The sequence below is a fragment of the Vibrio iocasae genome, assembly GCF_042245395.1.
Lineage (GTDB): Bacteria > Pseudomonadota > Gammaproteobacteria > Enterobacterales > Vibrionaceae > Vibrio > Vibrio iocasae.
The window spans coordinates 1,894,822-1,909,672 of the sequence record NZ_CP145310.1; the positions used below are offsets into that span (position 1 = coordinate 1,894,822).

Genomic DNA, 14,851 nt, shown 5'->3' on the forward strand with positions numbered 1-14,851 from the left:
CTGAGAGATAAAACTTATGATAATGGATGCTATGTCATACCTGAACGGTATATTCTGGGGCTATCTAATTCTTGCTCTGCTAATGGTTTCTGGCGTGTTCTACACGATTAAGTGTGGGTTTCCTCAGATACGATACTTCAAAAGCTTATTCACTAACTTTAAAAAAGAGAAGTCCGTTTCCGGCGGTATCTCCGGCTTTGCAGCTTTATGTGCTGCATTAGGCGGCCAGGTTGGTACAGGCTCTCTTGTGGGTGTTGCTGCCGCACTTTTCTCCGGTGGCCCTGGTGCTATATTCTGGATGTGGATGACTGCTGTTGTGGGTATGGTTATCTCATTCGCAGAAGCCGTACTGGGACAACTGTTCCGTAAAAGTAATGGTGACGGCACATTCCGTGGTGGTCCTGCTTACTACATGACTTACGGCATGAACAACAAAGTGATGGCTATGGTGTTCTCTGCATGTATGATTTTCGGTATTGGCTTTATTTACCTAATGGTGCAGGGTAACTCTATTGCTCAGGCTGCTGAGGGTGCTCTAGGTATTGATCCTCTGCACACTGGTATCTTTACTGCGATTCTGGTAGCTGCTGTTATCTTTGGTGGTGTTAAGCGTTTATCTGAAGTGGCATCTTATCTCGTTCCTTTTATGGCCGCTATCTACATCGGTTGTACTGCCTTTGTTCTTATTACAAACTTTAGCTTAATCGATGACGTATTTACGCTAATCATGACCGAAGCATTTAGATTTGATTCTGCTGCTGGTGGTATTGGTGGTTACACTATCGCTGTAGCTCTTCGCTACGGTATTGCTCGTGGTCTGTTCTCAAACGATGCAGGTGTAGGTACTGCGCCAAGTATGCACGCTACTGCTTTAGTTAAACACCCAGTAAACCAAGGTTTCTCTGCGATGCTAGGCGTGTTCTTTACGACTATCGTTGTTTGTAGCTGTACTGCTTTCACTATCATCATCACGGGTGCAATGGATACTGGCGAGACAGGCATCAAACTGACTCAGGAAGCCTTTGCATTGGGTTATGGTGAAAATGGTAAATACATTGTACTGATTGCGATTTCTCTGTTCTGTTTCACAACACTTTTGGCCGATATTTACTATGGCGAAGTAAACCTTCAGTGGTTCAGTAACAACAAGAATCTAATCAACGGTTATCGTGTCATAGCGTTAGTTCTGGTTGTAGTAAGTGGGATTGTATCCATTGATTCACTGTGGACACTGGTCGACTTTGTTCTGGCAATCATGGTGTTTGTGAACATCATCGCTCTTATGTATCTGAGCAAGTATGTATTCTTCGCACTAAGAAACTACGATGAGCAAATCAAAGAAGGTATCGAAACGCCTGTGTGGGACTACACCATAGATGTAACTGAAGCGGACTTGGAAAAACCAGCCAACAGAGTTTCAGAGGTTCGCTTCGAAAGCTAGAGCGTTAAAAACAGTCTGAAGTCTCACCATACATTGGTGGGACTTTTTTTGGATTTAGAGGGGACACTTTGCACTTTGAGGGAAGACCTGTCTTAATTAGTTAGAGTTGTTGGATACATACTTTCTATATAACTTGTCGTAGCGGCCATCTGCTTTTAATTTATCCAAAGCCTTCTGCCATTTATTCACCTCTTCATCCGGGGTGTCCAGTGAGAAAGTAAGATAAAGGGTAGAATCATACAGTTTTAGATCGGTTCGCTTTATGCTGGATAAATCAATGTCTGCTTTCTTTGCCAACTCAGGCAATATCAACTCGCTCATGGGTGTTGCGTCAATTCTGTCACTGGCGAGCATTTGTAAAGAAATTAGCTGATCATTAGTAGGATAAATATTCTTAAATCCAAGTCCCTCCAGATACGTATGATCTGCATTTCCCCTACCTACACCAAGAAACGGTACCTTGGACAGATCCTCTAATGTCCTGATGGAGTCCGGATTATCTTTATGTTTATAAACGTACACACCACTGGTAATCAGCGGTCCGACCCACTTGACGGTTTTATCCCGTTCCTCTCGCCATGCAACGATAAAAAAAGCAATGTTTGACGTGGTTTGTACTTTCCGCAAACCTCTGCTGAAAGGATACATTTCAAACGAAACTGGGTGACCAAGTGAGGTCATCATCTCTTTAATCAAATCGATCGCGAAACCACGGAACTCACCGTTTTCCTCATAGGTAAATGGTGGAATATAGTGAGTGATGAATCGATGGTTCGGTTGCGAGTATACAGACTGGGAAACCGATACCAGACTAATCATCAAAACTAGTAACGCGATAGACCGATACATACCTTTCCTTTGGTTCTATAGCTATAGACAAACCTGGTTCTTGCCATTTTGCTTCGCCCGATACAGTCTCTTATCTGCAAGAATGATAAGCTCCTCTTTGTTGCTCGCTTCACCTGTATCAGCCACTCCGATGCTTATCGTGATTTTAAAGTCTAAACTGTCTATAGACTCTACGGCTCTACGAATTCTTTCACACGGAGATAGCGCTGCTATGGAGTCAACTCCCTGAAGGACAACCAAAAACTCTTCGCCTCCCCAACGGCCTAGCAGGTCCTGAGGCCGCAAATGACTTTCCATTGTTTTTGCTATTACTTTCAGAACACTATCGCCTACACCGTGTCCGTGTTTATCATTAATAGCTTTGAAATCATCAACATCAACCAGAGCTATAGCAACTGTCTTCTGGCGATTTTCACCCTCCAAAAAAAGAATATCATCCAATATATCATTGATAGCACGACGGTTTGGTGACTCCGTTAGTGAGTCTGTATGAGCTAACCTGGCCATTGAGCTCGATAACTCTTCCAGTTTGATATTGCGGGCCCTTAGAATTTCAGTTTGTTCTTTGACTTTATCTTCAAGTGCTAACTTAAGTGCCTTAAGATTTTTTTCTGCATGTATACGGCGTCTTATATTTATCAATAAGATGGCTATCACTAATGTCATTGCGGCAATAACGTAAGAAGAATATAAGATAACCTCTCTATGCTCTTCAAAATAACTTGGATTGTGATTAATAATCTCACTACCTTCAGGTACGTTTTCTAAACTAAGTCCAAACCTCTCCATATTCTTATAGTCGAATCGTGGAGAAAACTCTGAACTGGGTAAAATACCAATGCTTTGAGGAGAAGTACCATTCAATACCCTTTTTGCCATGCTAGCTAACAGCGTACCTTGCTGCTTAGGGTCATTTATCGCACCTCCTACTATACCTCTACCCAGCATAAGTCCTCCCCCCCACATCCCGTACACTGGAACAGGACTTTCATTAGCTAGCTTGGGTAGGTCACGAGCATAAGAAAAGTATTGCCCTCCACTATCTTTATGGATAGCCAACATAAGAACCGCAGAGTCAGACGGCAAATTTAATACGCGTTGGTGTAATTCCGAGAAATGAAAGTCATCCCATATTTCAAATTCCGGCCCACCAACGACAGGTTCTGTATTTAGTTCAGAAAGAACATCATTCGCTCTGGATACCATTCTCCTACCTAGTTCTGTTTTGTCTGCCAGTAGAACCACTTTTTTCACTGATGGTTGCAATTTCAGAATGAGTTCCAGATTGGCTTTTATCGCCATACCTTCTTTTATGCCGAACACATTATCCTTACCAACGACAGAGTCAGGGTTAAAAACATTTACACCCATAAAGCCCAGAGGCAGCCCCGGAAACAATTCGTCCCCGTTTTCCATAAGAAAGTAGAACGCCGCATCATCGCTGGCCAGGACAACGTCTAAAGGAAACTCATTATATTTGTACTGAAAAAGAGACTTCTTAAGCTCATGATATTCCGGATCATCGATAAATCGCCGTGAGTCCATAAACTCAACATGAATGTTCTCTTCAGGAACTAAAGACAATAACTCGCTCGTTACACCTTCAACCAGCTGCTGAGTCCACGAATACTGAATGTGGTATGAGTTGATGAGTAAAACTCTCGGTGCGTCAGCACCAATTACAGACTGGGAGAATGTAAGGAAAAAGGTAAAAACAATCCTGATAAAACCAGAGTTTCGCGCCATGCTGTTCTAAATAATTATTCCAGATAACAATAAGTATATGACGCTTTAGAAGTTTTACTTCGCAATATAAAAACAAAAGCCCCTTTGAGTCATACATAGACAAAGGGGCTTAGCTGGCTTAACTCTTTTTTTGCCGTCTTGCAGAAAACATATCAACAACATACTGAATCAGTGAAGTTAGTAAGTTATTGTTGTTAAATTCATGCATGACATGAGTAAAGTTAGATTTGAATTTTTTAGTTGCTTCCTCAGGATTATCTGCATAGATAACATCGCCATCTACCTCAAAACCTGAATTCAACAACTGCTCTTTCTCCCTAAGAAATGACTCTTTACCCATTTCAAGGTAAGTAAACTCGCTTCTATCTCCACCAGAAACAATAAAAAACTGATATTTAGCCATTTTAATCTCCTTCATCACTTAAAAACTGAGTTTAAAAAGGTGATTAAGGAAACCTCAGAGTACGCCTCAGTACTCATCGCATCAATCAATAAAAGATAAAGAACTTATCAATCGCGAGATACATCTCAGATACAAAAAAGCCCCTCGCGAAGAGGGGCAATAGTCCATCACTTGTTATTGTAGTGAATTCTTTTCTCTCGGTTATTTAACCGAAATCACCGTTAACGTAGCCTTTAGTGCGGTCATCTTGCGGGTTAGCAAAGATGTTCGCTGTTTCATCATGCTCCACCAGCTCTCCCATCAGGAAGAACGCAGTACGATCTGAAATACGACGTGCCTGTTGCATGGAGTGAGTTACGATAACGATGGTGTAGTTTTTCTTCAGCTCTTCCATTAGCTCTTCGATTTTGTGAGTCGCGATTGGGTCAAGTGCTGAAGTTGGTTCGTCCATCAGGATGACATCTGGCTCCATTGCGATAGTACGCGCAATACACAGACGCTGCTGCTGACCACCAGAAAGGCCAAATGCGTGTGACTTCAGACGATCTTTTACTTCATCCCAAAGTGCTGCACCACGTAGCGAGTTCTCAACTACTGAATCGATATGCTTTTTGTCTTTGATACCCTGAGCACGCAAACCATAAGCCACGTTCTCATAAATACTCATCGGGAATGGGTTAGGCTTCTGGAACACCATACCTACTTTGATACGAAGATCCGCAACGTCGATATTGCCGTAGATATCTTCACCATCCATCGTCAGACCGCCAGTGATCTTTACGCCCTCGATAAGGTCGTTCATACGGTTCAAGCAACGCAGTAGCGTTGATTTTCCACAGCCTGACGGACCAATAAGCGCGGTTACTTTCTGAGTTGGAATCGGTAGGTTGATTGCTTTTAGTGCCTGATTCTCACCGTAGAACAGGTCCAGATTTTCAATGTTAAATTTATTGCTCATCATATTTATCTCTTAATTCTTAAATTCTGTTTGTAGTTGGGCCTGTAAACCTAGTAGGTTGCCGTGTTAAAGCGGCTAGCAATCAGTTTAGTAACCATGTTGATCAGTAGCACCACTACGATAAGTACCGTTGCTGTACCGTAAGCCTGATTCCACTCTTCAATAGTGAACAGCTCGGTTGTCAGCTTATATAGGTGAACCGTCAGCGTTCGGCCTGAATCAAGCAGAGACTCAGGAATACGCGCTACCATACCTGCAGTCAGGAATACCGGAGCAGATTCACCAATGACACGACCAATACTCAGAATGACCGAAGTTAAGATACCTGGCATTGCACTTGGCAGGATAAGACGCCAGATTGTGTAAATTTTGGAAGCACCCAGACCATATGAACCTTCACGGTAAGTCTGCGGAACTGCCATCAACGCTTCTTCCGTTGTACGAATGATAACTGGCAGAATCAGGATACTCAGTGTCAGTGCACCAGATAGTATCGAGAAACCAAGGCCCAGAATCGCAACGAAGAAGGTCATACCAAACAGACCAAAGATGATCGAAGGGATACCAGCCAGAGATTCGGTACAAAAACGAATTACTTTAACCAGTTTACTCCCCACCTTCGCATATTCTGTCAGGTAGATTGCCGTCATAATGCCAAGTGGTGCAGCCACTGCAATAGACGCAATAACCATATAAATGGTTGAGATGATCATCGGGAAGATACCCTTCTCTTCACCTGTCGCCGTGTACTTATCGGTGATGAAGTTCCAGTCTACAAACTTAAGACCGTTAGAAAGGATGTACCAGATAATCCAGAACAGGAAGCCTACTGTTAACGCAGCAGCAGCCCATACAAATACATTTAAGATGGCGTCTTTGTTCTGACGCGCTTTTTTTAGTTTTACTCTATCCATCTTTACTTAGCCTTCTGACGATTCAGGTAAAGCAGAGCGCCGTTAAGCACCATAATAAAGGCCAGCAGAACCACGCCTGTCGCATACAATGCATTGGCGTGAACACCACTTGCGTATGACATTTCAATCGCGATGTTTGCTGTCAGGGTACGTGCAGAATCCAGAATGCCACGAGGCATTGCCGGTGCGTTACCCATTACCATGATAATTGCCATGGTTTCACCAAGAGCACGACCAATGCCCAGAATCACACCTGTCATGATGCCTGAGCGCGCAGCCGGAACCAGCAGCTTAAAGATGGTGTAGATTTTTGAAGCACCCAGCGCCAGAGAACCTTCTTTGTAGGTACGAGGCACCGCACGAATAGAGGTTTCAGATACTGTGATTACCGTAGGTAGAATCATCACACCCAGAACGATAATACCAGCCAGAATGGTGTTGCCCGCAGGAACATTAAAGATGTTTTGAATAAGCGGAACAATTATCACAAGGCCGAAGAAGCCATATACCACCGATGGAATACCGGCCAGAAGTTCAACCGCTGGGCGGATAATATTGGCTACCGGCTTTGGTGCTATCTCAGCAATAAAGATGGCCGTTAGTACACCAATTGGCACACCAACGAGTACCGCACCAAGAGTCGATACCAGAGAGGCAACAATCATGGTGTAAACACCATAAAGAGCAGGTGGAATCCAATCCTGGCCTAGAACGATGCCAGTAACACCCGCTTCCTGAAACGCAGGAATACTCTCTTTGACAATGAAGTACGCAATAATCGCCAATGAGACAATACCAATCACTGCACTTGTAAGAAATAAGCCATGAAAAATGCGTTCTTTCCAGTCAACGCGCTTTTGCTGACGCAGACCTTTCGATTTATCGCGAGCCATAGGCATTTCACTATTTACGATGGACATAATTAAAACTCACATACCAGGGAGTAGATAACAGGAATGTTAAGTAAAGAGCTCAGCCCAATGGCGGGCTGAGCAAAAGATTCGATTGGTGTTAACTTAGTTAACTGAGATATAGCCTTTGCCGTCAACCAACGCCTGAGCGTCATCAGTTAGCATCCAGTCAAGAAACTTCTGAGTTTCAGCTGATGGCTTGCCTTCTTTGTATAGAACAAGGAATGGTCGAGCTACTTTGTAAGAACCGTTCTTCACGTTGTCTACAGTCGCTGGAGTACCGTCAACAGATAGTGCTGTAACAGACTCATCGACAGTACCTAGAGAGATGTAGCCAATCGCGTATGGGTTAGAAGCAACCATAGTTTTCAGAGCACCGTTGCCGTTAGCAACCTGAGCTCGTGGAGAAATAGCCGTTACCTTCTTACCAGAGATTTTTCTTTTCAGTTTCATGATATCTTCGAAAGCACCACGAGTACCAGAAGCGGTATCACGAGTGATTGCTACGATTGGCTTGTCTGCACCACCAACATCTTTCCAGTTAGTGATTTCGCCTTTGTAGATAGCCGTTACCTGCTCTGCAGTTAGCGCTTTAAGTTCGTTCTTAGGGTTTACAACTACTGCGATACCATCGCGAGCGACAACCATTTCAACCAGTGTATCTTCTTTTTCCTCAGCCTTAAGGTTACGAGAAGACATACCAAGATCAGCACTTCCATTCTTCGCAGCTTTTACACCTGCAGAAGAGCCTGGGCCCTGCACTTCAACAAAAACATTTGAGTGAGATTTCATGTAAGTCTCACCAAATACTTCCATTAGCGGAGTGACACTTGAAGAACCTACAGCTGAGATTGTTTCTTTCGCTGATACTGGAGTTACTGCTAGTGCACCTAGAAGAGCGATTGCACCGAATACTGTCTTTTTCATTACAATTTTCCTTTGCTGGCATTCTTTGCCGTTTCACTTGAACGGTTGCCACTTTAGGATTTGTGTATGACATTCTTGTTACATAATATTGAACACTCTATGACAGTCGATATATATGAGCTCGTACATATGGCCATTCTCTACCTTATTGAAAAGCAAAGAGAAACGTATATACAATGACGATATGTAACGCAAACGTACAACCAGATAAAGCTGTCTTTTTTGTCGAAAATGATGACGTTAAAACAAAATATTCACATAAAAAACGGCCTATACATCAACTGTATAGGCCGTTACAAATTACGTTTTCAGTCTAGTGACTAGCGTGCATGTCATGAGAGTGACTATGGTTCTCAACGTATTGTTCGTAACGAGAGCGAAGCAATATAGTTACCCAACCGTAAACCAGACCAATGACACAATAAGTGAGTTCCGTCACTGTCGCAGTCACATAAGTAGCACCGTCGACATATGACATAAATCCAAAGAAAGTACCCGCACCGACAAACAAAGCCGGAACGAAATCAAACATTGGCACTTTTTCCAGACAAATACATGGAACAACCACGATAAATATAGCTATCGGAAACGCGTAAAAGCCTGCAAAGCTAAACGCGGTACCCAGTTCCATAATTGCAACAGAGGCAATAATACCAGCGACATAACCGAACAGAGTTTTTTGACCACCCTCAACAGTACAGCCTGCCATAAAGTACATCGCCCATGCGATAAAGGCTATCCAGCCAAACCCAACATTGCCTGCAACTGGCATCATTGGAGCCAACACCTGATCCAGAATCTGAATGGTAAACGCCAGAAACGCTACGATTACCGGAATAACTATAAACTGTGAAAATTTCATACTCGCCATCCTTAGGTCATATTTGCCTATGCTGTTACGCTTTTTTCTGTTTGATAAAAATCGAAAGCCTGTTGTGGATTTAAGCCATCATGAACAACGGCATTGACCGCTTTTATCATGGCTAATGGATTCTCTGCCTGGAAAACGTTGCGTCCCATGTCGACTCCTGCTGCACCTGATTGCATGGCGTTGTACGTCAGCGTAAGTGCATCAAACTCAGGAACTTTCTTACCGCCAGCAACGACAATCGGTACTGGACACGCAGCAACCACTTTTTCAAAATCATCGCAGTAGTAAGTCTTCACTATGTGTGCACCTAGTTCTGCAATTACGCGCGTCGCCAACATAAAGTAGCGGGTTGTACGCTCCATCTCTTTACCAACCGCAGTAACGCCTAATGTGGGAATACCCAGACGTGCACCAGCATCGATACTATTGACCAGGTTTTGCAAGCTTGAACACTCACCATTTGCACCAACAAATACCTGTACCGCTAAGCATGAAGCGTTAATCCGTACTGCGTCATCGATATCAACGCCAACCACTTCGTGACTCATATCATCTTTAAGAACGGTGCTGCCTGCACTTGCTCTGAGAATAACGGGTTTGTTGTGCGTTGGTTGAATACAACTGCGCAACGCACCTCTTGTTGCCATCAAGGCATCGGCATGTGGTGCCAGTGGCTCAATCGCAAGATCCAATCTTTCTAATCCAGCCGTCGCTCCCATGATGTAGCCATGGTCAAAAGCCAGCATCACTGTCTTACCTGTATCCGGGCGGAAGATTCGACTAAGTCTGTCTTTCATCCCCCAGTCGACGTGATCCATCCCTTTGACATAAAACGCCTGATTCTCTACAGGCTTATCCAAGCCATAATCTTTGGCTAATTTCATTCCGTCTTTGTCTGCCATCTCTTGTTCCTTACCAACTCTTAATTAATGTTTCTCGTGAATCGCCTGATTAAACGATTCAAATAAAATCGCCATACTTGTTGCGCCAGGATCAATATGTCCAACCGCCTTTTCACCCATGTTCTTGGCTCGTCCACGAGTCGGAACCATCTCTTTGGTTGCTTCAGCTCCTTCTCTGGCCGCTTTGGCTGCGGACTCAAACATCACCTCGATATCCGCTCCGCTTTCAGCCTCTTTCTCCAGTGCTTCTGCAGCGGGAATCAGTGCGTCCAGCATGGTCTTATCACCCTGATGTGCACCACTAAACTGAAGTACACGATCGACACCGGAACGTATGGCAGCCGCCGCCTGTTTAGGTTGTAGTTCTTGTTCGGTTAAACCTGAGCCAATGCCTAAAAACAGATTGCCGACCAACATGCCGGCAGAACCGCCGTCCTGGCTCATAATGTCCCAGCCCAAGGCATCAACTTGTTGGTTCCAGTCTTCTGGGTCTTTCTCAAGTACCGCATCGATACAATGGCAAACACGCAACATAGTTGTGCCGTGGTCACCATCACCGGTTTTACCATCCAACTCATTTAGAAGAGGAACCTGAGCCTCTATGTTCTTCGCTGCCGTTTCGAACATGCCGAATAACAAATCCTGATTAAAAACTGTCATGATTCATCTCCTGACTTATCTATCTAAAATCTGCCTGTCTGCTGATTTCAGGCAAAAAGAATCCCTACACGCGTGAGCAAGATTCAGCGTGTTGCCAGTTACGGTAGGGATTTAAATGCACCGCACCTAAGGGTGCGGCGCTCTAAGAGTTACTGTTGAACCCAGTGAGGAGCGTTACATGGCTCGTCCCAGTATTTCAGTGTTTCGCTATCGAACTTACCGATACACATCTGGAATCCAGCCATTTCTTGTACTGTGAGGATCTCTTCAACCTTGGAACGAGCCACTGTGGCTTGTTTTTCCTGAAGAGACATATGACAAGCTCTCGCAACAACAAACATTTCCATTAAGGTAGTGGCACCGGAGCCATTTATCATCAGCATGACATCATCACCAGCTTGCAGATCGATCGCTTTACATACCTGATCAAGCATGATTTTCGCGGTATCGTCAGCGGTTTGAATCTTCATACGGCCACCGCCACCTTCACCATGTTGGCCCATGCCAATTTCCATTTCATCTGCTGCTAAATCACCAATAACCATGCCTGATTGAGGGTGAGTTGCATTGCTCATCGCTACCGCTAGTGTCGCCATGCTTTCATTGAATTTCTGAGCGACTCGGTACACTTCTTCCAGAGGCAAACCGGCTTCGGCTGCACCACCAGCGATCTTATAGACAGGTACGCAACCAGCTAAACCACGACGATCTTTTACATCTGCATCCAGCCCAGCACTGATGTCTTCGTGTGTCAGCAGCATCTTCACATTGATGCCTTCACGCTTCGCCATTTCCATCGCCATATTGGCGGCCATCACATCGCCTTCATGATTCAGAACGATAAATAGGACACCTGCCGGGCAATCTGCCATCTTCAGCGCTTCGAATACTTTAGGTGCACCTGGTGCTGCAAAGATGTCGCCAACTACAGAATAGTCCAGCATGCCTTCACCAACGTAGCCACTTAATGCAGGCTCGTGACCCGCACCACCTAGAGTCACAATGGCGACTTTGTTTGGATCTTTTGGTGTCGCACGCGCTACGATTTTCTCAGAAATCACTTTGACTTTCTGAGGGTAAGTCATTGCGTAGCCTTGAAGTAATTCAACGGTTAAGTTTTCAGGGTTATTAATAAACTTTTTCATAATTCCAATCCTGTTTACGCTATCAGTAAATATTGTTTTTATTAATTGTTCTTCTATCTATGAGCCATCACAAAAACTGCATCAGCTCTATTGGTGCTTCATCGTCCATAATGAAAGCAATCTTCAAGGTCTCATTGGCATTGAATGGTTCCATCAAGACTGTTTTACCTTTAATAGCTTCTTCTAAATCATCGACTTCATAAGCAATGTGAGCGGTTTTCTTTAGCTCTTCTGGCATCGGGCTATCTTCATCAAACCGTAACCATTCGATGCGATTTTCACTTTCTGTAAAATCAGTAAGAAATAACTTCATATCCTCAGAATAGATTTCACCAGCATGCTCAGCGTTTGTTGGTATGCCGACATGATTAAACTTTTTCATTTCCTGCTCCTTGCATGTATGTCTCACCCTAAGCGGTGATTTAAATATAAAGAGCTTTATGAAACATTTTTGTGACAAAAATCACATCGCAAAATTCAGTAAAAACACTTACAAATCAATAACTTAATATCATTTCAAGTTTTCCACATGAGCAAGTGCAACAAGAGTCAATCCCCTTAAAAATCAGGCAAGTGCAACAAGCCAGTAAACACACACACTAGGCTTTCCGTTTTTCTCATAGGCAAGTGCAACAAAACAGTGAATAGCGGTAAGTAATGACTTCTGAGCAAGTGCAACACGTGACATTCTGCACATTCTGGTAACTTTTTAGTCGTTTTAGGAGCAACTCACTGAAAAAGTGTCTAGCAACTCATTCAACTGTTCGACTGTGAGTTCAGGATGATGATGCAATACGAATTCCATTACTTGATCCCGGCTAAGCCCCATATGAACTAACTCTCCTACAAGTTCTTCATACTGCTTTTCTACAATCTGTTGATGGAATTTTTTTCGATAGGTAGCCATTTGTTGCGCAAGTAAGGGCTCATAACCATATGGTCCAGAGTTTCGATTGAGCTCCCGACTCACTGTGGAACGATGAATACTTAAAAGACGGGCTATTTCAGACTGGTTTTTGCCCTCTTTACGCATCGCCCAGATCTGTAAACGCTTCTCTTCGGTTAACTGACGATACATGCGGTTCTCCTGACGTAAAGTGGCAACAAATTAAATTCTGAACCTATTTCCGCGCTTTTTCTGTGAACAGTGAAGCAGACTAAAAATAAAGAAAAAGGCACCAATAGAATATCCTTCTATTGATGCCTTTTATCATGAAACTCAAAGCGTTGTTTTATGTTAGATGCTAGTAATATAGATAAGCAGCAATTTTCCCTGTAGCTTCTTCATGGTGCCAATTACGATATCCAACTTCGGTTCTAATCGCAGTGTTCGCGGTAGTACTCCAATTCCATGTTGCGGTAACCTGAGAATGTGAATCTTCGGTACTATTGAACAGCCCGATCCAATCAGCATTCATACCAAAGCGATGTTGCTCATTTATAGAATAAAACAAGCCAGCTTCTGCTCCGATACCTGAAACCCAGTCATAACTCGTAAGCGAACCATGGTTGATTTCGCCTTTCAGCAAACTGTAGAAATACAGTCCATTTGCATCACCCCACGCTTTACCGGCACCCACATTTAAAAAGATACGATCATCGGTACCCACATCTGGACGGTCAAATCCGGTTTTAATGTTCCAGGCTAAGCTATCAAATACTCGATTGCTTGGTGCGAGGGCATACACATCCAAAAGGTAAAGATGCTCCAGCCTGCTTGTACCTCTGTCATCCACACTGATATTGGTGTCAAAAAAGCTGATCTGAGCCCCCGGTATAAAGCCTCCCTGAGCATCAAGCATGTCGTGATAAGCCAACCTCAATTCTAACGATGTGGAATCAATCCCCTTACCATTGATGTTTCGTATCAAACCAACTCTCGCAGAGTCGTGCCCCTGTTCTGGTGAAGTTTTTGGTACAGGTACCGAAAGAAATGGAGAAGGTGCATCAACCTGACTTCTTTTGATCAAAATCTTAGTCAATTGCTTGGCTGTAATTTCTCTTTCCAGCCCTTCATCGTATAGCTCATAGTTAAGCCATTCGTAACTAAACTCATAGATTGCCGCGAGTTCCTTGTCGGTAAACTCTTCTTTCGACGGGTATACACCTTCTTTTAGTTTTTTGGCTGCAAGATAAATTCTTTCATCAATCTGAACAGACTGATCAAGCAGTCTCGTACCAAAAGAGGGACGATAGTTCGGTGGTTGAGTCAACCCCGCATCAACCAGAGCTCTTACTGTATCGGATGGGATAGCTGAGTATTTAAACTGGCTCACCAGTTCCAGCTCGTCATTGGCTAACTGCAATAGCGACAATAAGTGATAAGAACAGTTTTCATCCAGAAAATAGTATTCAAACTCTGCTTGTTCCATCTCCCACAAATGCAGCAATATTCGATTCACTTCTTCTTGGGTAAAATTAAGGGGGTATTCCCAGATATCTCTGGATTCTATGTCGTTGTACTCACGCACCTTATGGTAATACGGCATTACGGTAAAACGACTTGGATAAGAACCAATCAACCCTTTAATGGCAAAGAGTGCTGCATTGTCGTCACTATCTGGCTCCGCTGCGAAGTTGATTGCATAAGCAACTAGTTCATTGTTTTTATTTTGGTTTTTAGCATCAACTCTTAATAAAGTATGACCAAACATAGAAGAAGGGTTGTTCATAAACGCAGTTGGGAAAACCAGTGTCAGCTTCTCCGGTGACATAGCATCTTGCCACTTTTGTAACTGAGGACAATCTGGAAGTACTGCCGTCCTGCCATGTTGAGATTCCAACCATAAGAATCGTGCCGGAAATGTGCATCTTGCCTTATTCCGCTCAGCTTTATCATCCTGATACAAAACACTTATGCTCGCCGCAAGTTCCTGAGCTGGATTCGTTTTCCCTTCAGGGGACAAGAAAAAACCACCAGCATCGACCGTACTAACGTAGCGTCCGGTTATCGTTGGTAGGTAGTGCCCCAACTTTAGCCAATATGAGCTCTGACTCAATGCCTCAATATCTAAAGCCTGATCTGGGAGCAAATGTTCTGAAGAGGAACTTGCATGAGAAACAAAAGAACAGCCAGCCAGGAGGCCAACCCAAAAACATTTAAACGTCATATCTGCTCTTAAAC

The 14,851-nt window shown here is 43.6% G+C and carries 16 protein-coding genes; 1 reads left to right on the forward strand and 15 read right to left on the reverse strand.

The annotated features are described in order from the left end of the window. Positions 1-16: 16 nt before the first annotated feature. Positions 17-1,441 carry an alanine/glycine:cation symporter family protein gene (locus tag SNR28_RS08445; protein ID WP_375748769.1) on the forward strand — a complete coding sequence of 475 codons (1,425 nt, stop codon included), beginning with the start codon at positions 17-19 and terminating at the stop codon, positions 1,439-1,441. A 96-nt stretch (positions 1,442-1,537) separates the two neighbouring features. On the opposite strand, the gene SNR28_RS08450 is transcribed toward SNR28_RS08445, so the two are convergent. From SNR28_RS08450 to SNR28_RS08520, 15 genes are all read right to left on the reverse strand, one after another. Continuing rightward, a complete protein-coding gene (locus SNR28_RS08450) occupies positions 1,538-2,290 on the reverse strand; it encodes a substrate-binding periplasmic protein (RefSeq protein ID WP_375748770.1) in 753 nt (250 codons plus the stop codon). A 21-nt stretch (positions 2,291-2,311) separates the two neighbouring features. Continuing rightward, positions 2,312-4,036 (reverse strand): diguanylate cyclase, encoded by a 1,725-nt coding sequence (locus SNR28_RS08455; protein WP_375748771.1) that lies wholly within the window; start codon positions 4,034-4,036, stop codon positions 2,312-2,314. Positions 4,037-4,154: 118 nt separating this feature from the next. Further along, complete coding sequence (locus SNR28_RS08460; RefSeq protein ID WP_375748772.1) at positions 4,155-4,439, reverse strand: hypothetical protein; 285 nt, start codon at positions 4,437-4,439, stop codon at positions 4,155-4,157. A gap of 205 nt (positions 4,440-4,644) precedes the next feature. After that, complete coding sequence (gene pstB / locus SNR28_RS08465) at positions 4,645-5,400, reverse strand: phosphate ABC transporter ATP-binding protein PstB (RefSeq protein ID WP_375748773.1); 756 nt, start codon at positions 5,398-5,400, stop codon at positions 4,645-4,647. A gap of 47 nt (positions 5,401-5,447) precedes the next feature. Beyond that, positions 5,448-6,311 carry a phosphate ABC transporter permease PstA gene (pstA, locus tag SNR28_RS08470; RefSeq protein ID WP_375748774.1) on the reverse strand — a complete coding sequence of 288 codons (864 nt, stop codon included), beginning with the start codon at positions 6,309-6,311 and terminating at the stop codon, positions 5,448-5,450. 2 nt (positions 6,312-6,313) lie between these two features. Beyond that, entirely contained in the window at positions 6,314-7,231 is a 918-nt protein-coding gene (gene pstC, locus SNR28_RS08475) for a phosphate ABC transporter permease subunit PstC (RefSeq protein WP_375748775.1), read from the reverse strand. A 96-nt stretch (positions 7,232-7,327) separates the two neighbouring features. Next, the gene (locus SNR28_RS08480; protein ID WP_375748776.1) at positions 7,328-8,149 is read right to left on the reverse strand and encodes a phosphate ABC transporter substrate-binding protein; all 822 of its coding nucleotides are present in this window, start codon (positions 8,147-8,149) and stop codon (positions 7,328-7,330) included. A 313-nt stretch (positions 8,150-8,462) separates the two neighbouring features. Further along, on the reverse strand, positions 8,463-9,011 hold the full coding sequence (locus tag SNR28_RS08485) for a DUF1097 domain-containing protein (protein ID WP_375748777.1): 549 nt from the start codon (positions 9,009-9,011) through the stop codon (positions 8,463-8,465). A gap of 26 nt (positions 9,012-9,037) precedes the next feature. Further along, positions 9,038-9,922 (reverse strand): 3-hydroxy-5-phosphonooxypentane-2,4-dione thiolase, encoded by an 885-nt coding sequence (gene lsrF / locus SNR28_RS08490; protein ID WP_375748778.1) that lies wholly within the window; start codon positions 9,920-9,922, stop codon positions 9,038-9,040. A gap of 24 nt (positions 9,923-9,946) precedes the next feature. Then, positions 9,947-10,582, reverse strand: a complete 636-nt coding sequence (gene dhaL / locus SNR28_RS08495; protein ID WP_375748779.1) for a dihydroxyacetone kinase subunit DhaL — start codon at positions 10,580-10,582, stop codon at positions 9,947-9,949. A gap of 149 nt (positions 10,583-10,731) precedes the next feature. Next, entirely contained in the window at positions 10,732-11,727 is a 996-nt protein-coding gene (locus SNR28_RS08500) for a dihydroxyacetone kinase subunit DhaK (RefSeq protein ID WP_375748780.1), read from the reverse strand. A gap of 67 nt (positions 11,728-11,794) precedes the next feature. Then, positions 11,795-12,109: a hypothetical protein gene (locus tag SNR28_RS08505; protein WP_375748781.1), complete on the reverse strand. Its 315-nt coding sequence runs from the start codon at positions 12,107-12,109 to the stop codon at positions 11,795-11,797. Between the two features lie 183 nt (positions 12,110-12,292). Continuing rightward, positions 12,293-12,415, reverse strand: a complete 123-nt coding sequence (locus tag SNR28_RS08510) for a hypothetical protein (protein WP_375748782.1) — start codon at positions 12,413-12,415, stop codon at positions 12,293-12,295. Between the two features lie 30 nt (positions 12,416-12,445). Further along, on the reverse strand, positions 12,446-12,805 hold the full coding sequence (locus SNR28_RS08515; RefSeq protein ID WP_375748783.1) for a helix-turn-helix domain-containing protein: 360 nt from the start codon (positions 12,803-12,805) through the stop codon (positions 12,446-12,448). A gap of 166 nt (positions 12,806-12,971) precedes the next feature. Next, the gene (locus tag SNR28_RS08520; protein WP_375748784.1) at positions 12,972-14,837 is read right to left on the reverse strand and encodes a DUF4105 domain-containing protein; all 1,866 of its coding nucleotides are present in this window, start codon (positions 14,835-14,837) and stop codon (positions 12,972-12,974) included. Positions 14,838-14,851: the final 14 nt, after the last annotated feature.